At 73.5% G+C, this 22,349-nt stretch carries 18 protein-coding genes; all 18 read right to left on the bottom strand.

Annotation, left to right across the window (positions count from 1 at the left end; translation table 11 throughout):
* Window positions 1–42: 42 nt before the first annotated feature.
* Entirely contained in the window at window positions 43–1,506 is a 1,464-nt protein-coding gene (argH, locus tag ACGF4F_RS28990; protein WP_357442794.1) for an argininosuccinate lyase, read from the bottom strand.
* Window positions 1,507–1,585: 79 nt separating this feature from the next.
* Window positions 1,586–2,791 (bottom strand): argininosuccinate synthase, encoded by a 1,206-nt coding sequence (locus ACGF4F_RS28985; protein ID WP_357442741.1) that lies wholly within the window; start codon window positions 2,789–2,791, stop codon window positions 1,586–1,588.
* Window positions 2,788–3,303: an arginine repressor gene (locus ACGF4F_RS28980; RefSeq protein ID WP_073835312.1), complete on the bottom strand. Its 516-nt coding sequence runs from the start codon at window positions 3,301–3,303 to the stop codon at window positions 2,788–2,790. Before ACGF4F_RS28980 ends, ACGF4F_RS28985 begins: the two co-directional genes overlap by 4 nt.
* Window positions 3,300–4,229, bottom strand: coding sequence for an ornithine carbamoyltransferase (gene argF / locus ACGF4F_RS28975; RefSeq protein ID WP_357442739.1), 930 nt, complete (start codon window positions 4,227–4,229; stop codon window positions 3,300–3,302). The genes ACGF4F_RS28980 and argF overlap by 4 nt, the downstream gene beginning before the upstream one ends.
* Window positions 4,226–5,446, bottom strand: a complete 1,221-nt coding sequence (locus ACGF4F_RS28970; RefSeq protein ID WP_357442737.1) for an acetylornithine transaminase — start codon at window positions 5,444–5,446, stop codon at window positions 4,226–4,228. The genes argF and ACGF4F_RS28970 overlap by 4 nt, the downstream gene beginning before the upstream one ends.
* A 55-nt stretch (window positions 5,447–5,501) precedes the next feature.
* On the bottom strand, window positions 5,502–6,437 hold the full coding sequence (gene argB / locus ACGF4F_RS28965; protein ID WP_357442735.1) for an acetylglutamate kinase: 936 nt from the start codon (window positions 6,435–6,437) through the stop codon (window positions 5,502–5,504).
* A gap of 55 nt (window positions 6,438–6,492) precedes the next feature.
* A complete protein-coding gene (gene argJ / locus ACGF4F_RS28960; protein WP_357442733.1) occupies window positions 6,493–7,665 on the bottom strand; it encodes a bifunctional glutamate N-acetyltransferase/amino-acid acetyltransferase ArgJ in 1,173 nt (390 codons plus the stop codon).
* A gap of 76 nt (window positions 7,666–7,741) precedes the next feature.
* Window positions 7,742–8,743 (bottom strand): N-acetyl-gamma-glutamyl-phosphate reductase, encoded by a 1,002-nt coding sequence (gene argC / locus ACGF4F_RS28955; RefSeq protein ID WP_357442791.1) that lies wholly within the window; start codon window positions 8,741–8,743, stop codon window positions 7,742–7,744.
* Window positions 8,744–8,829: 86 nt separating this feature from the next.
* The gene (locus tag ACGF4F_RS28950; RefSeq protein WP_357442731.1) at window positions 8,830–10,026 is read right to left on the bottom strand and encodes a low temperature requirement protein A; all 1,197 of its coding nucleotides are present in this window, start codon (window positions 10,024–10,026) and stop codon (window positions 8,830–8,832) included.
* A gap of 59 nt (window positions 10,027–10,085) precedes the next feature.
* The gene (locus ACGF4F_RS28945; RefSeq protein ID WP_357442729.1) at window positions 10,086–11,309 is read right to left on the bottom strand and encodes a M50 family metallopeptidase; all 1,224 of its coding nucleotides are present in this window, start codon (window positions 11,307–11,309) and stop codon (window positions 10,086–10,088) included.
* Entirely contained in the window at window positions 11,306–12,355 is a 1,050-nt protein-coding gene (locus tag ACGF4F_RS28940; RefSeq protein WP_357442727.1) for a thiopeptide-type bacteriocin biosynthesis protein, read from the bottom strand. Before ACGF4F_RS28940 ends, ACGF4F_RS28945 begins: the two co-directional genes overlap by 4 nt.
* Window positions 12,352–15,132 carry a lantibiotic dehydratase gene (locus ACGF4F_RS28935; protein WP_357442725.1) on the bottom strand — a complete coding sequence of 927 codons (2,781 nt, stop codon included), beginning with the start codon at window positions 15,130–15,132 and terminating at the stop codon, window positions 12,352–12,354. The genes ACGF4F_RS28940 and ACGF4F_RS28935 overlap by 4 nt, the downstream gene beginning before the upstream one ends.
* Before the next feature lie 38 nt (window positions 15,133–15,170).
* Entirely contained in the window at window positions 15,171–16,820 is a 1,650-nt protein-coding gene (locus ACGF4F_RS28930) for a nitroreductase family protein (RefSeq protein WP_357442723.1), read from the bottom strand.
* Window positions 16,821–16,830: 10 nt separating this feature from the next.
* Window positions 16,831–18,795, bottom strand: coding sequence for a TOMM precursor leader peptide-binding protein (locus tag ACGF4F_RS28925; RefSeq protein WP_357442721.1), 1,965 nt, complete (start codon window positions 18,793–18,795; stop codon window positions 16,831–16,833).
* A 101-nt stretch (window positions 18,796–18,896) separates the two neighbouring features.
* Window positions 18,897–19,082 (bottom strand): thiazolylpeptide-type bacteriocin, encoded by a 186-nt coding sequence (locus ACGF4F_RS28920; RefSeq protein WP_046564718.1) that lies wholly within the window; start codon window positions 19,080–19,082, stop codon window positions 18,897–18,899.
* A 76-nt stretch (window positions 19,083–19,158) separates the two neighbouring features.
* The gene (locus ACGF4F_RS28915) at window positions 19,159–19,377 is read right to left on the bottom strand and encodes a thiazolylpeptide-type bacteriocin (RefSeq protein ID WP_241825274.1); all 219 of its coding nucleotides are present in this window, start codon (window positions 19,375–19,377) and stop codon (window positions 19,159–19,161) included.
* A 185-nt stretch (window positions 19,378–19,562) separates the two neighbouring features.
* Entirely contained in the window at window positions 19,563–19,745 is a 183-nt protein-coding gene (locus ACGF4F_RS28910) for a hypothetical protein (protein WP_046564715.1), read from the bottom strand.
* 54 nt (window positions 19,746–19,799) lie between these two features.
* The gene (locus ACGF4F_RS28905) at window positions 19,800–21,899 is read right to left on the bottom strand and encodes a TOMM precursor leader peptide-binding protein (protein WP_393082085.1); all 2,100 of its coding nucleotides are present in this window, start codon (window positions 21,897–21,899) and stop codon (window positions 19,800–19,802) included.
* Between the last annotated feature and the right edge of the window lie 450 nt (window positions 21,900–22,349).

Here is a 22,349-nt window from a genome sequence, read left to right as displayed (position 1 = left end):
AGCAGCATGCTGCTGAGGGCCTGCTCCTTTCCGTCGCTGCGGTCAGCGGGGTACGACCTGCTCGGCGGCCCAGTCGCGCCAGCCGGCCAGCTTGTCCGCGGCGACGGCGAGCTGGTCGGCGACCGGGCCGGGGCCGGTCGAGCCGGGGGTGGTCCGGGCCGCGAGGGCGGAGCGCACCGAGAGCACGTCCCGCACCGACGGGTCCAGGTGCGGGCTGACCGCGGCCAGGTCGGCGTCGGAGACCTCGTCCAGGGCACAGTCCCGGGCCACGCAGAGCGAAACCAACTGGCCGGTGATCTCGTGCGCGTCGCGGAACGGCACGCCCCGGCGGACCAGCCAGTCCGCCACCTCGGTGGCGAGGGAGAAGCCGACCGGCGCGGCGGCGACCAGGCGGTCGACGCGTACGGTCATCGTGGAGATCATCCCGGCGAGCGCCGGCAGCAGCAGCTCCAGAGTGTCGACCGCGTCGAAGGCCGGCTCCTTGTCCTCCTGCATGTCCCGGTCGTAGGTCATCGGCAGGCCCTTGAGCATGGTGAGCACGCTCATCAGGCCGCCGACCAGCCGGCCGGACTTGCCCCGGGCCAGCTCGGCGATGTCCGCGTTCTTCTTCTGCGGCATGATCGACGAACCGGTGGCGAACGCGTCGTCCAGCTCCACCCAGCCGAACTCGTGCGACGTCCAGAGCACCACCTCCTCGCCGAGGCGGGACAGGTGCACGCCGATCATCGCGGTGACGAAGAGGAACTCGGCGACGAAGTCCCGGTCGGCGACCGCGTCCATCGAGTTGGCGAAGGACGTGCGGAAGCCCAGCTCCTTGGAGACCGCCACCGGATCCAGCGGCAGGCCCGAGCCGGCGAGCGCGCCCGCGCCGAGCGGGCTGATCGCCGCCCGGTGGTCCCAGTCGCGCAGCCGCTCCAGGTCGCGCAGCAGCGGCTGCACGTGGGCGAGCAGCCAGTGCCCGAAGGTGACCGGCTGGGCGTGCTGGAGGTGGGTCATGCCGGGGGCGGCGGTGTCCACGTGCCGCCCGGCCTGCTCGACCAGCGCCTCGGCCAGCTCGACCAGGCGGGCGGCCACGCCCCGGGCGTGATCGCGCAGGTAGAGCCGCAGGTCGGTGGCGACCTGGTCGTTGCGGGACCGGCCGGCGCGCAGCTTGCCGCCGAGGCTGCCGAGCCGCTCCAGCAGGCCGCGCTCCAAGGCGGTGTGCACGTCCTCGTCGTCGACGGTCGGGCGGAACGCCCCGGAGGCGCAGGCGGCCTCCAGGTCGTCCAGCGCGGCCAGCATCCTGCCCAGTTCCTCGGGGTCGAGCAGGCCGGCGCCGGCCAGGACCCGGGCGTGCGCCCGGGAGCCGGCGATGTCGTACGGGGCGAGGCGCCAGTCGAACTGGACGCTCACCGACAGCCGCGCGAGCGCCTCGGAGGGGCCGCCGGCGAACCGGCCTCCCCAGAGGCTCGTCCGGTTGGTGGCGGCGCTGTTCTCGGTCAGGCTCTTGTCGTCCACCCCACCCATCATTGCAGTGCTCACCTTCCGCTCCCGACTGCGGGGCTCACTCGCTGCGCTCGTTCACTCCTCGCGGTCGCGCTCACGATCAGGCGCCACCCAGCCGGGCGTCCCGCGCGGCGGCCATCCGGCTGGGCAGGCCCCACAGCTGCACGAAGCCCTTCGCGAGGGACTGGTCGAAGGTGTCGCCGGTGTCGTAGGTGGCCATGCCGAAGTCGTACAGGCTGGCCTCGGAGCGCCGGCCGGTGACGGTGGCCCGGCCGCCGTGCAGGGTGAGCCGCACCTCGCCGGAGACGTGCTGCTGGGCGTCGTCGATGAACGCGTCGAGGGCGTTCTTCAGCGGCGAGAACCAGAGGCCGTCGTAGACCAGCTCGCCCCAGCGCTGGTCGACGCCGCGCTTGAACCGGGCCAGGTCCCGCTCGACGGTGACGTTCTCCAGCTCCTGGTGGGCGGTGATCAGGGCGATCGCGCCGGGCGCCTCGTACACCTCGCGGCTCTTGATGCCGACCAGCCGGTCCTCGACCATGTCGAGCCGGCCGATGCCCTGGGCGCCGGCCCGCCGGTTGAGCTCCAGGATCGCCTGGTACGGGGTGACGGTCTCGCCGTCGATGGCGACCGGCACGCCGGCGTCGAAGGTGATGACGACCTCGTCGGCGTCCCGCGGCTCGCTGGGGTCGGAGGTGTAGGAGTAGAGGTCCTCGATCGGGCCGTTCCAGATGTCCTCCAGGAAGCCGGTCTCGACCGCGCGGCCCCACAGGTTCTGGTCGATGGAGTACGGCGACTTGGCCGACACGTCGATCGGCAGCCCCTTCTCCTCGGCGAAGGCGATCGCCTTGTCCCGGGTCCAGGCGAAGTCCCGGGCCGGGGCGATGATCTTCAGGTCGGGGGCGAGCGCACCGAGGCCGACCTCGAAGCGGACCTGGTCGTTGCCCTTGCCGGTGCAGCCGTGCGACACGATGGTGCCGCCGTGCTTCTTCGCCGCGGCCACCAGGTGCTTGACGATCAGCGGCCGGGACAGCGCGGAGACCAGCGGGTAGCGGTCCATGTAGAGGGCGTTGGCGCGAATCGCCGGCAGGCAGTACTCGGCGGCGAACTCGTCGCGCGCGTCGACCACCTCGGACTCGGCGGCGCCGCAGTCCAGCGCCCGCTGCCGGATGACGTTCATGTCCTCGCCGCCCTGGCCGACGTCGACCGCTACCGCGATCACCTCGGCGCCGGTCTGCTCGGCCAGGTACGGGATGGCGACGGAGGTGTCGAGACCCCCGGAGTACGCCAGGACGACCCGCTCGGTCATGGTGTGGTGCTCCCTTCAACGTTCTCTTCCCGGCGGGCCCACGCGGCGAGCTTGTCGCCCAACGCGGCGCCGCCGACGGCCTCGCGGGCCACGACGAGGATGGTGTCGTCGCCGGCGATGGTGCCGACGACCTCGGGCAGGCCCGCTCGGTCCAACGCGCTGGCCAGATAGTGGGCTGCGCCCGGCGGGGTGCGCAGCACGGCGATGTTGCCGCTGGAGTCGACCCCGTTGAGCAGCTCGCGCAGCAGCCGGACGAGCCGGGCCGGGGCGGCCTCGGCCTCGCGCAGCGGCCGGTGGCCGTCCTCCGGGATCAGGTAGACGCCCCGCCCGTCGCCGCCGCGCGCGGTGACCGCCCCCAACTCCTTGAGGTCCCGGGAGAGGGTGGCCTGGGTGACCTGGATGCCGTCGCCGGCGAGCAGGTCGGCCAGCTCGGTCTGCGAGTGGATGGCCCGGTCGCGGATCAGCTCGACGATGCGGGCGTGCCGGGCGGCGCGGGTCAGCGGGGCGGTCATGGGGTTGATGCCTCCAGGAGAAACGTCAGCAGCGCCTTCTGGGCGTGCAGGCGATTCTCCGCCTGGTCGAAGACGGCGCTGCGCGGCCCGTCGAGCACCTCGTCGGTGATCTCCTCGCCCCGGTGGGCGGGCAGGCAGTGCAGCACGATGACGTCGGCCGCGGCGTGGCCGAGCAGCGCGTCGTTGACCTGGTACGGCAGGAACGGGGTGGTCCGGTCGAGGCCGTCGGACTCCTGACCCATGGAGGTCCAGGTGTCGGTGGCGATCACGTCGGCGGCGCGGACCGCCTCGACCGGGTCGGTGAGCACGCGGACCGATCCGCCGGTGCCGGCGGCGATCTTCTCGGCCCGGGCGACCACCTCCGGGTCGGGCTGGAACCCGGCCGGCCCGGCGATCCGGACGTGCATCCCGGCGGTCGCCCCGGCCAGCAGATAGGAATGCGCCATGTTGTTCGCCGCGTCCCCGACGTACGCGAGGGTCCGTCCGGCGGTGGCGCCGAACCGCTCGCGGACGGTGAGCAGGTCGGCGAGGAGCTGGCAGGGGTGGTACGCGTCGGTGAGCGCGTTGACCACCGGCACGGTGGCGTGCGCGGCGACCTCGGCGATCCGGTCGTCGCCGTGGGTCCGCAGCACGATCGCGGCCACGTAGCGGGAGAGCACCCGACCGGCGTCGGCCAGGGTCTCGCCCCGCCCGAAGTGGGTGACCTGGGTGTCCACCACGAGCGGGTGCCCGCCCAGCTCGGCGATGCCCACGTCGAACGAGAACCGGGTGCGCAGGCTCTGCTTGTCGAAGAGCACCGCCACCGACCGCGGCCCGGCGAGGGGCTGGTGGCCGAAGCGGTCCGCCTTCATCCGGGCCGCGAGGTCGAGCACGGCCAACTGCTCGGCGGGCGAGAGGTCGTCGTCCCGCAGGAAGTGCCGGATCATGCGGGGACCTCCGTCGTGGTCGGGGCACCCTCGGCGGGGATCGCCGGGGCGGGCGCGGCGGCGTCGAGCGCGGCCGGGAGGGCGGCGAGGAAGGCGTCGACCTGTGCGGCGCTGAGGATCAGCGGCGGGGCGAGCCGGACCACGCCGGGCTGCACCGGGTTGACCAGGAAGCCGGCGTCGCGCAGCGCGGTCGCCACCGCGCCGGCCACCGGCTGGTCGAGCACGACGCCGAGCAGCAGGCCGGCGCCGCGTACCTCGGCGACGAGCGGGTGGCCGAGCGCCTCGATCCCCCGCCGTAGCCGCTCCCCGATCCGCTTGACGTGGTCGAGCAGCCCCTCGCTGGCGATCGTCGAGATCACCGCGAGGGCGGCCGCGCAGCTGACCGGGTTGCCGCCGAAGGTGGTGCCGTGGGAGCCGGGGCCGAGCAGCTCGGCGGCCCGGCCGAAGGCCAGGCAGGCGCCGATGGGCAGGCCCCCGCCGAGTCCCTTGGCGAGCGTGACCAGGTCCGGCTCGACGCCCTCGGCCTGGTGGGCGAACCAGTGCCCGGTGCGGCCGACGCCGGTCTGCACCTCGTCGAGCACCAGCAGGGCGCCGTGGGCGGCGGTGATCCGCCGCGCCTCGGCCAGGTAGCCGGGCGGCGGGACGACGACGCCGTTCTCGCCCTGGATCGGCTCGATGATCACCATGGCGGTGGCGTCGGTGACGGCGGCCGCCAGGGCCGCGGCGTCGCCGTACGGCACGTGGGTGACGTCACCGGGAAGCGGGCGGAAGGGGTCGGCCTTGGCCGGCTGGCCGGTGAGCGCCAGGGCGCCCATGGTCCGGCCGTGGAAGCCGCCCTGGGTGGCGACCACGTGGCTGCGCCCGGTGAGCCGGGAGAGCTTGAACGCGGCCTCGTTCGCCTCGGCGCCGGAGTTGGCGAAGAACACCCGCCCGGGCCGGCCGGCGAGGGCCAGCAGCAGCTCGGCGAGGGCGACCGGCGGCTCGGCGACGAACAGGTTGGAGACGTGCCCGAGGGTGGCGACCTGCTTGGACACGGCGGCCACCACTGCCGGGTGGGCGTGGCCGAGGGCGTTGACCGCGATGCCGCCGAGCAGGTCGACGTACTCCCGGCCGGCTTCGTCGACCACGACCGCGCCGGAGCCGGAGACGAGCGCGAGCGGCGGGGTGCCGTAGTTGTCCATCATGGCCGCGCCCCAGCGCTCCACCAGCGTGCTCATCCGACCTTGCCTTCCTTGTTCGCGACTGCGGGGCTCGCGGGCTCGCTCCTCGCGCTCACCGGGCTCCCCTTTCGTTCGCGACTGCGGGGCTCGCAAGCTCACTCCTCGCGCTCACGACCATCGTGCCGAAACCTTCTGAGGTGAAGACCTCGAGCAGCGTGGAGTGGGCGACCCGGCCGTCGACGACGTGCGCGGCGGGCACTCCGCCGCCCACCGCCCGCAGGCAGGCCTCCATCTTCGGGACCATTCCCGATTCCAGGGACGGCAGCAGCTTCGCCAGCTCGTCGGTGCTGATCTCGCTGACCAGGCTGGACGTGTCCGGCCAGTCGGCGTAGAGGCCGGCGACGTCGGTGAGGACCACCAGCTTGCGGGCGTCCAGGGCGACCGCCAGCGCGGCAGCGGCGGTGTCGGCGTTGAGGTTGTGCAGCACACCGTCGGCGTCCGGCGCGACCGTGGAGATCACCGGGATCCGGCCGGCGGCGATGAGGTCGGCGACCGCCGACACGTCCACCGACTCCACGTCGCCGACCTGGCCGACGTCGACCGGCTCCCCGTCCACGTACGCCGGGCGGCGCACCGCGGTGAACAGCCCGGCGTCCTCGCCGGAGAGGCCGACCGCGAACGGGCCGTGCGCGTTGATCAGGCCGACCAGCTCCCGGCCGACCTGCCCCACGAGGACCATCCGCACGACGTCCATCGCCTCGGGGGTGGTGACCCGCAGGCCGCCCTTGAACTCGCTGGCGATGCCGAGCCGGCCGAGCATGGCGGAGATCTGCGGCCCGCCGCCGTGCACGACGACCGGCTTGAGGCCGGCGTACCGGAGGAAGACCATGTCGGCGGCGAAGGCACGCTGCAACTCGGGGTCGACCATGGCGTTGCCGCCGTACTTGACCACGACGGTGGCACCGGAGAAGCGGGCCAGCCAGGGCAGGGCCTCGATCAGCGTCTCGGCCTTGCCCTGGGCCCGGGTGAGGTCCGCGGTGAGGCTCACTGCGCCGGCCTTTCGTTCGCGACTGCGGGACTCCGCTCCGCTGCGTTCCTCGCGCTCACGTCGAGTACGCCGAGTTCTCGTGCACGTACGCGTGCGACAGGTCGTTGGTCCAGATCGTCGCGGCGGCCTCGCCCGCGTGCAGGTCGATCCGGATGGTGACGTCCCGGCCGGTGAGGTCCACCTTGGCGCGATCCTCGGCGGCCGCACCGCTCCGGCACACCCACACCCCGTTGACCGCGACGTCCACCCCGTCCGGCTCGAAGACGGCGGCGGTGGTGCCGACCGCGGCGAGGATCCGGCCCCAGTTCGGGTCGTTGCCGAACAGCGCGGTCTTGACCAGGTTGTTCCGGGCCACCGAGCGGCCGACCTCGACCGCGTCCTCCTCGGTGGCGGCGCCGACCACGTCGATGGCGATCTGCTTGGTGGCGCCCTCGGCGTCGGCGATGAGCTGCTGGGCCAGGTCGTGGCAGGCGGCGGTGACCGCGGCGGTCAGCTCCGCCTCGGTGGGCGCGATCCCGGACGCACCGCTGGCCAGCAGCAGCACCGTGTCGTTGGTGCTCATGCAGCCGTCCGAGTCGATCCGGTCGAAGGTGACCCGGGTGGCGGCCCGCAGCGCGGCGTCGAGGGTCTCCGGCCCGGCCACCGCGTCGGTGGTGAGCACGCAGAGCATGGTGGCCATCGCCGGGGCGAGCATGCCGGCGCCCTTTGCCATGCCGCCGACGGTCCAGCCGCTGCCGCCGGCCACGGTGGTCTTGGGCCGGGTGTCGGTCGTCATGATCGCCTCGGCGGCCGGCTGGCCGCCCTCGCGGGACAGCCCGCGGACCGCGGCGCGGACGCCGGGCAGGAGTTTGTCCATCGGGAGCCGCTCACCGATCAGGCCGGTCGAGCAGACGGCGACCTCACCGGCGCCGAGCATCAGCCGGGGGCTGCTGGCGGTGAGCACGGTGGCGGTGTGCTCGGCGGTGGCGTGGGTGTCCTGGAAGCCGGCCGGGCCGGTGCAGGCGTTCGCCCCGCCGGAGTTGAGGACCACGGCGCGGACCACGCCGCCCCGGACGACCTGCTGGGTCCAGAGCACGGGGGCGGCCTTGACCCGGTTGGCGGTGAAGACGGCGGCCACCCCGGCGTCGGGGCCGTCGTTGAGGACCAGGGCGACGTCGCCGGCGCCGCTGGCCTTGAGGCCGGCGGCGACACCGGCGGCCCGAAAGCCCCGGGGGGTGGTGACGGTCATGCCGCGCCTCCGCTCCGCGCAGGCGCGGCATGACGCCGCGCCGGGCTGTGCGTGCTGATTCGCTCGCTACGCTCGCTCATGGGGCTACTCCGAAGACGGGGAGTCCGGTGGTCTCGGGGAGGCCGAGCATCAGGTTGGCGTTCTGCACGGCCTGGCCGGCCGCGCCCTTGCCCAGGTTGTCGATGGCGCTGACCACGATCACCCGGCCGGAGTCGACATCGACGGTGGCCTGGAGGTGGCACGAGTTCGAGCCGGCGGTGGCGGCGGTGTGCGGCCACGCCCCCTCGGGCAGCACGTGCACGAAGGGCGCGCCCGCGTACGCCCGCGCCAGCACCGCGCGCGGGTCGGCGTCGCCGGTGGGGACGGCGGTGACCGTGGCGAGGATGCCCCGGGGCATGGGGGCGAGCACCGGGGTAAAGGAGAGGCCGGTCGCCCCGGTGGCCTGCTTGATCTCCGGCACGTGCTGGTGGGCGCCGACCTTGTAGGGCGACAGGTCGCCCATCACCTCGCTGCCGAGCAGGTGGGCCTTGGCGGCCCGGCCGGCGCCGGAGGTGCCGGAGGCGGCGACCACCACCACGTCGGCGGGGTGGACCGCGCCGGCGGCGATCAGCGGGGCGAGGGCGAGGGTGGTGGCCACCGCGTAGCAGCCGGTGCTGGCCACCCGGGTCGCCGCGGCGATCACGGCCCGCTGGCCGGGCAGCTCCGGCAGCCCGTAGGTCCAGGCCCCGGCGTGCGGGCCGCCGTAGTAGCGGGACCAGGCGTCCGCGTCACGCAGCCGGTGGTCAGCGCCGAGGTCGACCACCTTGACGGTGGCGGGGAGCGCCGCGGCGAGGGCCGCCGACTGGCCGTGCGGCAGGGCCAGGAAGACCAGGTCCGCGTCGGCCAGGGTGGCCGGCTCGGTCGCCCCGAACACCAGGTCCAGCCCGGCGAGCTGCGGGTGTATGGCGGCGACGGGCCGGCCGGCCTGCGAGTGGGCGGTGGCCGCGACGAGGTCGAGCTCAGGGTGCCCGGCGAGCAGACGCAGCAGCTCACCACCGGCGTACCCACTCGCCCCGGCGACCGCGACCCGGATACCCATACTCACCTCCGCATGACTATGCATAGCAGGCTAGCAGGATCGGCGCTGCGCTGCAAGTTCATACAGACGACTGCATGAACCTGCCGTCAGGCCCGCGGCGGCACGTCGGGGGGCGCCGCCTCCCTCGGGTACAGCCGCCAGGAGATCACGTTGGCGGTGGCGACGCCGACCAGCACCAGGGCCGCGGCCAGGGCCACCAGCAGGGGTGGCATCGCGTGCGCCACCGGGACTAGGACCGCGAGCAGCGCGAGCCCGATCAGCCGCGACCAGGAGACGCGACTGAAGGCGGCGTAGTCGAGCATCGACCGGCCGACCAGGAACAGCGCCGGGCCGCCGAGGATGACCAGGAACCGCGACGGCTTGGTCTCGCCGAAGGGTTCCGCGATGATCAGCCGGTCCCCCACGGCGCTGACCGCGACGCCGACCACCATGATCAGGTGCGCGTACGACGCGAGCTCACCGACATAGGCCGGGGCCCGGGACGACGCGAGGGCGGCAGGGAGCAACTCGCCTGCCCGGTAGTAGTAGATCTGCCAGAGCAGCACGGTGATCACGAACGCCACCAGCAGCGCGGCCGTCCGCTCGCGCTGGAAGCCGTACGGGCTGATCTGGATGCCGGAGGTCAGGATGGTTTCCCCGAAGGCGATGATGAGCACCTGCCGGTAGCGCTCCGTCAGGTGCTCCTCGGCGATCGGCTGACCGCGCAGTCCCGCGCGGCCGAGCCAGGGGGTCGGGAAGTCGAGCAGCCCGCCGACGTAGTCGATGAGGACCGCCACGGTCCACAGGACCAGCCGGACGTCGCCGTGGGCGAAGATCCCGGCGAGCCACGGGACCGCCGAGATGCACGCCCAGAAGAGGATCCGGATGCTGACCCCCCGCGCGTAGCCGTCCCCGCCGAACAGCACGAGCCAGAGATGCCGAAACACCTCGACGGCGACGTAGACCCCCGCGAAGACGGCCCCGTAAGCCTCGAACGCCGCCGGCAACGCGGCGCCCATCAACAGGGCGCCGAGCATGGTCACGATGACCATGACCTGGATCATCGGACGGGTGGGGTCGTACCGGTTGGCCGTCCAGGCCATCCGGTACCAGAGCCACCAGATGGCCAGGGTGAGCACCAGCGCCGAGTAGAAGCCGTGCCAGTCGAGCTGGTGGACCAGGCGGTCGGAGAGGCGGGTGAGGGCGAAGACCAGCACCACGTCGAAGAGCAGTTCGACGAAGCCCGCCCGCTGCGGGGGCTGGCGGCTCCCCGGCAGCTCAGCCGCCCCACCCCGCACGACCATACAGATCTGCCCTACTTTTCCCCTTTCGGGCAGTATTCCACGCCGTCGCGCAGCGAGCGTCAGGTCGAGGGATTCCGGGTGCGCCGGCGGGCGAGGCGGGCGGCCAGGGCCATCAGCAGCACCGCCTCCGTGACCAGGATGGCGACAGCCCACCCGGGGCCCACCCAGCCGGCCAGCGAGACGTACCAGTAGCGCACCAGCAACGTCAGCACCGTCACCGCGAACGCCAGGGAGGCGAGACCGTAGAGGGCGTACGCCACCCGGTCCCGGGGCCGGTAGCCACGGACCGCGCTCGGGCCCTGGCGCAGCAGCCGGCCGTAGAACCGGTAGCTGTCGGTCCGCAGGTCGCCGAGGTTCAGCGCGTGGCTGAGCATGTAGTAGCCGTCGAGCCGGAGAAAGGGCACCAGGTTGAGGGCGGCGGTCGCGGTGCCGAAGAGCAGCATCGTGCCGGCCAGGTCGTAGAGTGCCCCGGGCGTACCCCAGAGCCGGATGGCGGCGAACGGCACCAGCGCCAGCATGCTGACGAACACGCCGGCGAACGCGGTCGCCACCCGCCGGCGCGGGGTGAACAGCACGATGTCGTCGACCTTGCAGTACGGGGCCAGCAGCGGGAAGCGCCACATCACGCCGATCTCGGTGCCGCGCCCGCCGAAGTGCCGGCAGGTCAGCCCGTGGGCGCACTCGTGCAGGAAGACGATCACCCAGGTGATCACCACGGCGGCCAGGATCGCGGGGAGCGGGCGGTCGCCCCGGGCGACCACGTCGAGCAGCACCGGCAGGTGCAGCGCCACGTACCCGGCGACCGCCAGCACGACCAGCAGCGCCGGCAGCACGAACCACCAGGTGAACAGCGGTGCCAGCCGGGGCAGCAGCCGGTCGAAGAACCGGTCCGGGTCGTACAGCGGCCAACGGGCCGACAGCGGGCCGCGCCGGGTCTTGGCCGCGCCCTCGGCGGCCGCCGCGGTGAGCCGGGCGACGGCCTCCGGATCGGTGGCGCCGTCGAGCAGTTGCCGCTTGTGCAGCATGCCGAAGAGCTGCTGCCAGTTCTCCGGCCCGAGCCGCCGCCGGAACGCGGCGGCGTACTCGGTGGCCAGGTCGTCGAGCGTCCGGGTGCCGTCCATCCGGGACAGCAGGAAGTGCTCGCGCGGCCCGACCCGGTAGTACCAGCCGGTCTCCGGGTCCTTGACGTGGTGGACGAGCTTCTCCCCCCGCCACTGGCCCGGGCCGAGCACGATCCCGGCCCGCAGCCGGGGCCGGGTCCAGGTCGCGTCCACCGTGGTCATCGCGGACCGGCCGGAGCGACGTCGTCGAGGAGCGCGGTCCGCATCACGTACGACAGGTAGATCTCGTCGAGGATGCTCACGCCGAGCCGGTTGTTCGTCATGTGCAGGTACGAGCTGAGCAGGATGGGCAGCGCGACGTCGAGGTCGCGGACCGGGGTGGGTTCGCCGCCGCCGCGCTGGAACACCAGGTCACCCTGTTCGACGGCGGCGACGACCCGGTCCCGCAGCTGCCGGCAGTGCGCCGACCAGCGGCCCTCCACACCCCCGGGCCGGACGTCGGCCCCGTCCCGGGCGGCCGCGCGGATCTGCGCCAGGCGCCCGCGCAACGCGACGTCCATCCGCTGGTAGCTGGTGTCGAAGCTGGCGTGGTACTCGTCGCTCGGCTCGGAGTAGGAGACCTCCCAGAACCGGCGGTACTCGTCGAGGAAGTCGGCGATGCGCCGGTCGTCGGCGAGGAACACCGCGCACATCATCATGCTCAGCTGGGCGGAGAGCCCGAGCAGCACCGGACGGACGTGCACGTTGGTGGTGGCCAGCAGGTCCAGCACCACGTCGCTGGAGTGTTCGAAGTGCCACTCGGCGAGTTCGATCCCGGCCGGTCCGCCGTAGCGGCCGTACTCCCGCTCGTACGCGATGTGGTGGTAGCTGTTGTTCGCCCGCATCGGCATCACGCCGTCCGGCCCGTACTCCTCGTCCCACCGTTGCCGGCCGTACTCGGCGAGGAACATCTGCTTGTACAGGTCGCCAAGCCCCTCGCTGTCCACCTCGTAGAGGGCGGGACGGCGGCGTAGGAACGCCTCGATCGCCTCGTCCACCCGCGCCCGGACCACCGCCGGGTCGACGCCCGGCGCCGGCAGCACCCGCAGCCGCACGTGCGGCCCCTCCATCCAGTACTTGATGAAGAAGTACCGGCTGATCAGCCCCTCGGCCCGTAGCTCGTCCACCAGCGGGCGGACGCCCTCGACGAGCATCGGGTTGGCGTTGCTGGCGTAGAAGACGTGGACGCTGAGCCAGCCGTGCTCCACCGGGGAGGGGAAGTGGGTCATCGGTCCACCTTTCCGGCGCGGACGCCGTTGAGTTCCACCGTCAGTTCGGTGACGTGGCTGCCACCGGGGCCGCGGAGCACCTGCTCGTCGCGGTCCGGCAACATCTCGGTGAGCACCAGGCGGCTGCCCGCCCCCCGTCCGGTCGCCTCCAGCAACTGCAGGCAGAAGTGGCTGTCGAAGTCGACGTAGAGCGGCTTGTGGTCCGGCCGGCCGCCCGGCTGCGCCCCGGGCTGGCCGTCGTCACCGGCGGCCGGGGTGAGCCGGGTGCCCTCCGGCGTGGCGAAGACCCGCCGGGGCAGGCCGTTGTCGCGCCGCCACCGCTGCCAGCGCAGGAACCAGTCGGCGTCGCTCTGCTCCGGGGTACGCGCCGGCGGCAGGTGGTCCGGGTGCAGCTTCCACATCCGCCGTTGCAGCACCAGGTCGCCGTGCACGATGCGCGGGTACCCGGCGATGCCGCGACCGGGCAGCGGCACGGTGGTGCCGGCCCACAGGTCCGGCTGGGCCATGCCCAGGTAGGCGAAGGTGAGCAGCACCTGCTGCACCTCGGGCAGCGCCATCGGCAGCAGGAAGCCCAGGTAGACCGGGATGACCTCGGCGTCGAGCCGGCGCGAGCGCAGCAGCAGCCGGTCGGCGACCGGGTCGTGTTCGACGCTGAGGTCGTCCATGTGGATCTGCTCGCCGGCCGGCCGGAAGCTGATCTCCCCGGGGCAGACCAGCTCGTACGGGGTGACCGCCGGGTGCAGGTTCAGGTTGGTGGCGTCGTACCCGCCCTTCAGCTCGGCGAGCACCGCGCCCGGCGGCTGCAGCCGGGCCAGCTCGGCGCGGAGCGTGCCGGCGAGGTCCTGGTCGGCGAAGAGGTGGGCGAACCGGGAGAACAGCAGCGTCATGCCGGAGTAGATCCGGTTGACCACCACCCGGTGCCGGTCGCCCTGGTCGGCGAGCTGGAGGAAGAACGACCGGGGGTCGAGCGTGCCGAGCGTCTCCGGCACCATGGCGGCGACGTCCGCCATGAAGTCGTCGTCCAGCCGCAGCTCCTCGGCGCCGGCCGGCAACCGGTCGTACGCCTCGTTCACCCGCCGGGCCACCTCGATCCGGGCGTCGTCCAGCGCGGTGATCTCCTCCTGCCGGAACCAGTTCTCCTGCCGCACGTACGCGTTGTCGGCGTCGAACGCCCGGCGGCGCATCATCCGGCCGGAGTAGTGCTCGAAGAAGTCCTGCTGGAACTCGTGGGCGAAGGTGAGCAGGTCGTCGCAGCGGCCACCGGCCCCGTAGCGGGCCCGGAAGAAGCCCTTCGTGGCCAGCCGACGCGGCAGGTTGATGTCGAACACCGGCATGATCCGGGCCAGCGCCCGCAGGCCGGGCAGGACGTCCCGCTCCCAGCGGCCCCGGTCGGCCGTGACCGGCACCCGGGTGCGCAGGGTCGCATCCTCGTACACCAGGGTCCGGGGGGCCGGGACGTCGGCGCGGCCGAGATCCGCGTGGGCCGCGACCAGCTCCCGCCGGATGTCGGCGAGCACCCGGCGGCGGCCGGCCACGTCCTGGTCGGGATAGCCGGCGGCGAGCCGGTTGACGGTGCCGACCCGCTCGGCGAGCCGGTCCGCCCAGTCGCGGCCGATCTCCCGCAGTGCCCGCCGGTAGCCCTCGACCGGGTCGTCGGCGTGGATGTCCAGGTGCAGGTTCGGCACCACCAGCAGGCCCACCCGCAGCAGGTGGTGCAGGTACTGCGCGATCTCCGCGGCGGGGCGGTCGGCGGTGGCCAGTTCGGCGACCAGGTCGGCCATCCGCCGGGCCCGGCCGCCGTCGAGCGCGGCCAGGATGTCGTGCAGCACCCGGCCGGTGGGCAGCACGAACAGCGACTCGTGGATCGACTCCAGGGTGATCGCGGCCTCGCCGTCCTCCGAACTGGTCCGCCGCCGGCGCAGGTAACGCAGCCGGCCACGCTCGATGCGCCAGCCGGTGGTGAGGGCGACCGGCAGGTCCGCTCGCAGCCCCTCGTCGGCGAGCACGATGGCCGACAACCGGCCCAGCGCGGCCAGGTTCAGCCGGGCCACGCCCCGCTTCGTCTCCTCGCTCCGCTCGATCATCGGCACGGCGTCGAGCAGCGCGCCGGCGCCCGAGCCGAAGGTGCCGACGTTGACCGTGGTCAGCCGGCTGAACGGGCTGGTCTTGGCGGTGGTGCGCAGCGCGTACTCCAGCAGCGACCGTTCCACCCGCCGGGCCCGCTTGCCGAGCCGGCCCGGTCCGGCGAGGTACGCGGGCAGGTACTGGTCCAGCGAGGGGGACGCGAGCAGGATGCCGCCGCGCAGGTCGGGATCCTCGGCCAGCTCGTGCAGCACGGCCCGGCGTTCCGCCAGCTCACCGTCCAGCAGCGCCGCGCCGTCGGCCAACTCCCGCCGGTACGCGGCGAAGGTCTCCAGCCAGCCGACCAGCATCCGGTGCGTGTCCCCGCCGAGCGGACCGGCCGGCCAGGCCCCGGGGTCGGCGGGAGCGGGCCGGCGGAGGTTCCAGACGTCCCGGCGCAGCCGGATCAGCCGCCGCCGCAGCTGGTCGTCGTCCAGGTTGCGGGCCACCGCCTCCTGCAGCGCGTCGGCCAGCGGCGGCCCGGTCGCCCGCAGCCGGTCCTCCAGGTCCAGGACGCGGCGGGCCCAGGCGGCGCTGCGGTCGAAGGCGAGCCGGTCGGCGACCTCCAGCGGCAGGCCGGCGGTGCGGAGCATGAACACCTCCGGCATCCGCCAGGACAGCTCGGTGACCGCTGGCGCGGGCAGGGAAACGGTCACGGGTCTCTCCTTCGTCGACGTCTTCGCGAGGCGGGTGGTCACAGCCGGTACATCAGGTCGGCGGTGGCGTCCGGATGCCGCCCGAGCAGCAGGAACAACACGGTCCGTTCGTCGGTCCCGGTCAGGCCGAGGGCCTCGTCCATGGCGACGTTGTCGAAGCCCAGCACCGCGCCGCAGCCCAGGCGCTGGGCCGTGGCCGCGCAGTACGCCCGCTGGGCGACGGCGCCGATCTCGGCGTTGAGGATGCGGTAGCCGCGCGGGCCGACGGCGTCGAGCACCGCGTCCAGCCGGCCGGCGATCGCCAGCACCGCCCCGACCTGCCCCATCGTGTAGTTGGTGAGGAAGTACTGCTGCTGCAGGAAGGCGGACATCCCACCGTCGGGCTCGGGCGCGGCGGGCAGCAGCACGTGCCGCCGGGAGCAGTAGGCGTAGGTACCGGCGTCGAGGCCATCGACGTGGTTCGCGAAGACCCAGAGGCGGGTGAGGGCCGGCGCGTCCGCGGGCAGCCCGGCGTCGGCCGGGTGGTGCCGGCCCGCGGTGGCGAAGGCGAGGGTGGTGCCGAGTTCGGCAGCGGTCAGCTCGGGCGGCCGGCGGAACCGGCCGAAGCTGCTGGACCGGGTAGCCAGCACCGTCGACAGGGGACGCGCCAGCCGGGCCAGCTCCGGCGCGGGCAGGGCCCGCGGTTCGCCGGGCAGTTCGCGGGGCGCGGCGTCCGCCAGGGCGTCCGGGGCCGGGGTGGCCGGGGCCGCCGCCGCCCGGTGCACCTCGGTCACGGCCGGGAACTCCCGCAACCGGCGGGACCGCTCGAACGCCGGGTACCGGACCCGGGGCTGCGCCGGCCGCTCCCCGGTGGGTCCGCTTCCGCCCTCACGACCGCCGTCGGGGGCGGTGTCGGCGCCGGCGTCCGGGGCAGCGCCGGCCCAGTTCAGGGGTACGACCGCGAAGGCGCTCTCCCGGTCGCTGTCGAAGCCGAGCAGCCGGTCCACCGGCGCCGGATCGAAGCCGAGCAGCCGGGGCAGCGGCACGCCGAGCCCGCGCGCGAGCAGGTCCCAGGAGCCCAGCAGGGCACCGAGGTCCTGGGTGACCACGTGGTAGCAGAAGCTGTTGTACTTGAATGAGTTCTTCCAGAACCGGATGCTCGCCACCAGGAAGCTGTCCACACCGCCCGCCGGATCGCCGACGGCGGCGCGGACCGTGCCGCTGACGTCGCCGAGCAGCAGCCGCTCCAGCACGTGCTGGCCGGTGCCGTAGTGGTAGACCCCCGGCAGCAGCGGCGCGGAGGGCCCGGCGACCAGGAAGAGCTCCACCGGGTACATGCCCCCGCCGGAGGCGGTGCCCCGCCCCCAGACGGCGTGCTCGAAGTGCGCCCGCTTGGCCAGGTCCTGGTTCCAGTTCACGGTCAGCCGCCGGTCGAGCACCCCGTACGACAGGCGCAGCAGCGTGGCCAGGCGGTCCAGCGTCCAGCCCCCGGGCGGCGGCAGGTGCTCCCCGGTGAACAGGTCGCGCAGGGTGGGCAGGTCGGGCAGCGCCACCGGCAGCGGCACCCGGGGGGCGTCGGGGTAGCTGGTGTGCCGGGAGGGCTGGTCGGCCCAGTCCACCTCGTAGTTGAGCGGTTCCATCGGGACCCGGGCCCGGCGGAACACCGCCTGCGCGTACTCCCGGACGACCTCGAGGGCCTCCTGCTGCATGTCGGTGCTCCTACGGGAAGGGGTGCGGGTGGGGGTTGCGGCCGGTGGCACCGAGCCGGTCGGGTCCGTGCGTGCCCCGGGCCAGGTGGCGCTCCAGCCGGTCGCTCCAGAGCACCCGCTGCCGCTGCCAACCGAAGTCGATGGGGACCAGGGCGGGCGCCACCACGGCCATCGTGTGCACCCCGGCGACCTCCTGCTCCGGGCAGGTCTGGTCGACCGCGACGACGTCGCCGCCGAGCCCGGCGATCAGCCCGGTGAGGTACTCCATGTCGGCCCGCAGGTCGTCGTGGTTCGGCCGGGCCGCCAGCCAGTCGCCGTACAGCTCGCTCATCGACCGCAGTGGCGGGTCGTCGAAGAGGAACGCGGCGTGGCGGGTCATCTCCGGCAGCCCGTAGAGCAGGGCGTGGTGGCTCAGCTCGGTGACCTTGGTGTAGTCCCGGGTCATCTCGCGCAGCTCCGGCTCGCTGGCGGCGACCCGTTCGTCGAAGCCGGGCACGTAGGAGGCGGTCTCGCAGACCGCGGCGCGGACCGCGTCGTCCGGGTCGAGGCTGGCGCCGGCGGCGAAGCAGAGCTGACCGAGCCCGTCGCCGCGCTTGACCGCGACCGCGGTGACCACCGGGACGGGCAGGTCCGCGCGGGTGTCGAAGAGCCGGATGTCGTAGCCGAGCAGGTCCACCCGGTCGAGCATGAAGTGCACCCGCTCGTCCCGGCAGGTGCTCGGGTCGATCTCGGCCAGCCGGGCCGAGCCGTACCAGGCGAGCAGGAAGGCGTCCCGTTCGATGAGTTCGAGCATGCCGTGCAGCAGCGCCTCCTCGGGGCAGCTGCCGCTGGCGCAGCCGTTGGAGCACTCCTGGACGAACTTGCGGTGGTCGGTGCGGCGGTCCAGGTAGTAGACGAGCTGCTCGGGCACGAGCCGGGGGGTGCGGTCGCGCAGCGAGTAACCCCAGACCCAGGGCATCGGCGCATCCGGCGAGTACGGGGCGTAGTAGAGCCCATGCCCGTGGTAGAACGCCGGGTGATAGCCCAGACCGCCCGGGTCGAGGGCGTCCGGGGCCAGGTTGGCGTAGCTGTCGACGACCGTGGTCCGCCGCGCCCGGGGGAACTGGCCGGCATACCGCTCCAGCCCCTCCAGCAGGGCGTACGTCTCGCTGCTGCCGTAGCTGTTGGCGTGCCCGCTCCACCACATCTCGTGCAGGTCGTAGCGGCTGCGGATCCGGAAGTAGCCGGTCACCGGCGCGGTGGCGGTGGCGTTGTACGCGCGCAGGGCGCTGCCGCCCAGCGCCCCGGCGACCGGGTTCGCCAGCGCGGCGACCGGGAGGTCCAGCTCGCCGGCCGACCGCAGCCGGTACGCGGACGGGTCCGGCTTGGGCCGGCTGGTGAGCGGGATGACCGCGGCTTCCGCGGTGTCCGGGCGGACGGTCGCGCAGGCCGGGCACTCGGAGTCGGCCAGCACCTCGACGACGGTGGTCTCCAGGGTGTCCATCCGCAGCTGCCGCAGGCGTCCGACGCCGGGCCGGTCGCCCTGGGGGCGGCAGGCGTCCAGCAGGAGCTGCCACAGCGCGTCGACCGCGAACGGCGTCAGGTGGGGCAGCGGGGCCACGGTGCCGACCCGGGCCTGGTGCTCCAGGGCGTGCCGTTCGTCGCGAACCCGGATGGCCTGCCAGCGCCGCTGCACGCAGAGCGGGCACGGGCCGGGCTGGGCGCCCGCCGCGTCGTCGGTGTCCGTCCAGCGTGGCCCGACCAGCGCGGTCGCGCCGTGCAGCCAGATCGGCACCACGTCGCCGGTCAGGCCCTCGCCGCCGTCGGCGTAGGCGTCGGTCAGGCCGAGGGCGGCGATCCGCACGGTGATCCCGTCGAGTGCGGCGGGGCGGGCGGGCTGCCGCGCCTGGTCCTGGCGTCGCTCGTGGAACGCCTCGCCGAGCTGCTTGAGGCTGCTGTCCCACCCGGTGGAGGTGGTCCGGACATCGACGATCATGCGGTTCACCTGTCTACGGTCGCGACCTGTGCTGATGAGATTGGGACCGGCGCCCCGCCGACGTGGCCCGCCGGCGGGGGCGGTTACGGCGCTGGGCTGGGTCAGCCGCCGCCGCATCCGGTGCTGGTGCTGCTGCTGCAGCAGCTGGACGTGCTGCAACTGCAGCAGCTGGAGCAGGAACAGCTGGAGCTGGACCAGTCCATGACCATCGCGTCGATGGCGTCGACGTCCTCGATCTCGAACGTCTCCGTCTCCAGCGCGCGTAGTTCCTCAGTCAGTTCCGGCATTTTCCTTCCACCTCCCCTCGGTCGATCAGGGCCGCGGTGCCGGCCGGACGTCCGGAGCGACCGGCGGCGCCGTGGCTCAGCTGGTGCTGCTGCAACTCGACGAGGTGCAGCTGCAACAACTGGACGTGCTGCAGCTGGAGCAGCTGGACGTGCTCGTGCTGCTGCTGCAGATGTCCATCAGGTCGGCGGACAGCTCAGCGATGTCCTCGACCTCGAACGTCTCGGTCTGCAGGTCGCGCAGCTCGCTGCGGACCGAGTCGGGCAGTAGGCCGGATGTCGGGGGTTGTGTCGGCACGGGCCTCTCCTTGAGCCGCGGTGGCGCCAGTCGTCGGTGGGTCCGCGTCGCACCACCACGGTGGATCCAGCGGAGGCACGCAGGGCTACTCGCCGGCCGGGCCGGCGGCGGATGGTGCGTCGTTCGTGCGGCGTCCCACCGGGGACTGGAAGTCGTCAGCGTCGGGGGCAACCCCGTTCACCCGGTCAGCCGCAGCTGCTGGTGCTGGTGCTGGTGCTGCAGCAGCTCGAGGTGCTGCAGCTGCAGCAGCTGGAGCAGGAGCAGCTGGAGCTGGTCGCAGCGAGCGCCTCGCCGCCGTCCTCGACCTCCTCGATCTCGAAGGTCTCGGTCTCCAGCTCGCGGAGCTCGTCGTTCAGGGTGATCGGCATCTTTTCCACCTCCTTCCATGGTGCGTGCCTCGCCGAAACCACTGACGTGGTGGTTCAGTCGGCCGCCGGGGCGGACCGGCGCAGCAGGACGACCCCACTGCGGAAGGCCCCGGTGGCCCGGACGTCCCGGGTGGTCGTCTCGACCAGCAGGGCGCTCATTCCCTGCTCGTCCAGCGCGGCCAGCACGGCCGCCCGGTCGGTCGCCGGTCCGGCCGGGCCGGCGGGGGTGGCGCCGGCCGTGAGCGCGGCCGGGTCGAAGTCACGCAGCACCGGGTCGCCGAGGTCGGCGACGGCGTCCTCGAAGTGCCGCACCTGAACACGCCCGACCGCGTCCCGGACGGCGGCCAGCCGGGTGGCGACCGGGTCGAACCCGCCGGCCAGCGCCCAGTCCCGGTCACCGCCGCCCGGCGGCTCGGCGACGGCGAGCACGGCGTACGCCGGGTCGGCCCCGGCCAGCGCCAACACCGACAGCCGGCGGCCGAACCGGTGGGCGGCCTTGACCACGAAGGCGGTGTCGTCGTCGCCGACCAGGTCCTCCTCGTTCACCACGCGCGGCCCGCCCCGGCCGCGCAGCGCGGCGGTCAGCGCCCGGTAGGCCAGCGCGTCGGCCAGCCCCTGGTCGATGACCTCGTCGAGGGTCCCGGCGGCGGCCGCGCCGGCCACCGTCGGCTCGGCCCAGCCCTCGGCGTTGAACGCGGAGGTGGGCAGCGCCAGCGCGGCGGGCACCCACACGGACTCCGCCCGGCCCAGCACGACGGCCGGCAGCCAGCGGACCGGCCGGTCTTCGGGCGGCACGGCGGTCGCCGTCGCCAGGTCCGTCCAGGGCACCGGGTGCTCGCCCCGCTCGCGCAGCTCGGCCGCGGAGGCGGTGACCGCCGCGGCCGGGTCCGCGTACCGGGCGGCGTGGTCGCGGACCGCTGCCCGGTAGGCGGCCAGCCGGGCGCCCATCACGGTGTGCACGTCGAAGGCGCTCACCTCGCGCGAGCCACGCCGGCCGGGCAGCCGCAGGCGGGCCGTCTTCAGCGGGGCCTGCTCCAGCGGGTCGTCGACGAACCGGGTGAAGACCCCGGCGTTCGGCGAGACCAGCGCCTCGGCCCGCTGGTAGGTCTCGTCGTCGGAGCCGGCCGGCGGCTCCGGCGCGGTCACCTCGACGTCCCGGCAGACCGGGCACCCGGGGTGCGGCAGCACCCGCTCCCGGCTGGACTCCAGGGTGGCCGCGTCGAGCAGCAGCACTCCGCCGGCGGTGTCCGGGGCGACCGCGCCGGTGAGGGCCCGGAACAGTTCGAAGGCGGCGGCGTTGCCGAGCATCCGCGCGGTCACCTCGGGCAGCGCCGCCGCTGCGGCCGGGTCGCCGACGGCGAGCTGTCGCCAGAACTCCGCGGCGGCCGCCGGGTCGTCGCCGGCCGCGAGCCGGAGCTGAGCGCAGTGCCAGCAGGGGGCCTGTCCCGCCCCGACAGTCGGCCCGACCACCGCCCGCCGGTCGTCCCAGATCACCGGTACGAGCAGCGGACCGTCCCGGTGAGCGGCGCGGGCCAGCTCGGCCAGGCGGGCCAGGCCGGCGGGACCGGTGCAGCAGAGCACCGCGTCGACCGCCCGCGGGTCGGGGCCCCCGGTGGGGAACCTGACCTCCGCCGGCAGGCCGTCGGCGCGCAGCTCGGCCAGCTCGGGGCGTAGCGCCTCGGCGTACCGGGCCGGGTCGTCGTCCGGGTGGAGGTCCAGCCGCACGCACCCGTTGCGGAGCAGGCCACTCGCCGCGGCGAGCAACGTCTCTCCCTCGCCGCACAACGCCACCCGGGCGGCGTGGAAACGCTGGAACCGGCCGGTGGGGTCGTCCGCGAAGTGGTCGATGAACTCGATCTGGGCGGCGAAGCGGCGGGCGACCGGCTCGGACAGCTCGCTGCGGTCCCCCGCGTCCTTGGCGAACCCTCGCGAGATCAGGGCGCGGACCAGGGTGAGCACGGTCTGCCGCTGCCCCTGGTCGAGGGCGGCGGTGAGCTGCCCGAGCGTGTGTTCGCCGGTCAGGTAGGGACTCAGCGACGTCAACCACCGGAAGGCCGACTTGCCCTTGATCAGGAATGCGCTGTCCGGCCCGCGCAGGTAGGCGCCGGCCGGAGCGTCCAGGAAGACCACGTCGTGCCGCAGCTTGGGACGCATTTCCAGGCTTGTTCCACCGTCCGACGGCTGGTTCATGCGCCCCCCATGACAACTCCTGTGGCGGTCTCGAAAGTGCCTTCATGCTGCCCAAGATCAAGTATTAAGTCAACAGAATGTTTCGGGCCAGGCAGTGGCGGAAGTAAATTGAAGGGCAGTGAGCTGCGGCTAAGACAAAAACGCCGCACCGCCGCCCCGGGCGACCTTCCGGAGCGGATCAACCTCCGCTAGTCTGTGGGCGCCGCCTACGCCGCCGCAGGTCAGAGGGCCTTTCATGACGGCATGCTGACCGCTGGCGACGGCGGGTTACGACGGCGCGACCGCGGGCCAAATCGGTCGCCACCGACCCAGTCCGCCCGAAACGAACAGTTAATTGATGTCACCCAATTAACCCTGTGGTGCGGTAGGGAATTCGAGGGACTGCGGATGAACGCAAAGGAAATTCAGGTCGAG

Origin of the sequence: Micromonospora sp. NPDC047740, assembly GCF_043204735.1 — a bacterium.
Taxonomy (GTDB): domain Bacteria; phylum Actinomycetota; class Actinomycetes; order Mycobacteriales; family Micromonosporaceae; genus Micromonospora.
The sequence above is the reverse complement of the archived record's forward strand: the minus strand, read 5'-3'. Positions and strand labels throughout refer to the sequence as shown.

Bases quoted from the DNA above. Each gene is read 5' to 3' on its own strand.
- ACGF4F_RS28945 (WP_357442729.1), bottom strand. From the start codon at position 11,309: ATGACCACGGTGGACGCGACCTGGACCCGGCCCCGGCTGCGGGCCGGG.
- argH (WP_357442794.1), bottom strand. From the start codon at position 1,506: ATGGGTGGGGTGGACGACAAGAGCCTGACCGAGAACAGCGCCGCCACC.
- ACGF4F_RS28910 (WP_046564715.1), bottom strand. From the start codon at position 19,745: ATGCCGATCACCCTGAACGACGAGCTCCGCGAGCTGGAGACCGAGACC.
- ACGF4F_RS28920 (WP_046564718.1), bottom strand. From the start codon at position 19,082: ATGCCGGAACTGACTGAGGAACTACGCGCGCTGGAGACGGAGACGTTC.
- ACGF4F_RS28985 (WP_357442741.1), bottom strand. From the start codon at position 2,791: ATGACCGAGCGGGTCGTCCTGGCGTACTCCGGGGGTCTCGACACCTCC.
- ACGF4F_RS28950 (WP_357442731.1), bottom strand. From the start codon at position 10,026: ATGGTCGTGCGGGGTGGGGCGGCTGAGCTGCCGGGGAGCCGCCAGCCC.
- argJ (WP_357442733.1), bottom strand. From the start codon at position 7,665: ATGACCGTCACCACCCCCCGGGGCTTTCGGGCCGCCGGTGTCGCCGCC.
- ACGF4F_RS28905 (WP_393082085.1), bottom strand. From the start codon at position 21,899: ATGCGTCCCAAGCTGCGGCACGACGTGGTCTTCCTGGACGCTCCGGCC.
- ACGF4F_RS28930 (WP_357442723.1), bottom strand. From the start codon at position 16,820: ATGCAGCAGGAGGCCCTCGAGGTCGTCCGGGAGTACGCGCAGGCGGTG.
- ACGF4F_RS28980 (WP_073835312.1), bottom strand. From the start codon at position 3,303: ATGACCGCCCCGCTGACCCGCGCCGCCCGGCACGCCCGCATCGTCGAG.
- ACGF4F_RS28925 (WP_357442721.1), bottom strand. From the start codon at position 18,795: ATGATCGTCGATGTCCGGACCACCTCCACCGGGTGGGACAGCAGCCTC.
- argF (WP_357442739.1), bottom strand. From the start codon at position 4,229: ATGATCCGGCACTTCCTGCGGGACGACGACCTCTCGCCCGCCGAGCAG.
- argC (WP_357442791.1), bottom strand. From the start codon at position 8,743: ATGGGTATCCGGGTCGCGGTCGCCGGGGCGAGTGGGTACGCCGGTGGT.
- ACGF4F_RS28970 (WP_357442737.1), bottom strand. From the start codon at position 5,446: ATGAGCACGCTGGTGGAGCGCTGGGGCGCGGCCATGATGGACAACTAC.
- ACGF4F_RS28940 (WP_357442727.1), bottom strand. From the start codon at position 12,355: ATGACCCACTTCCCCTCCCCGGTGGAGCACGGCTGGCTCAGCGTCCAC.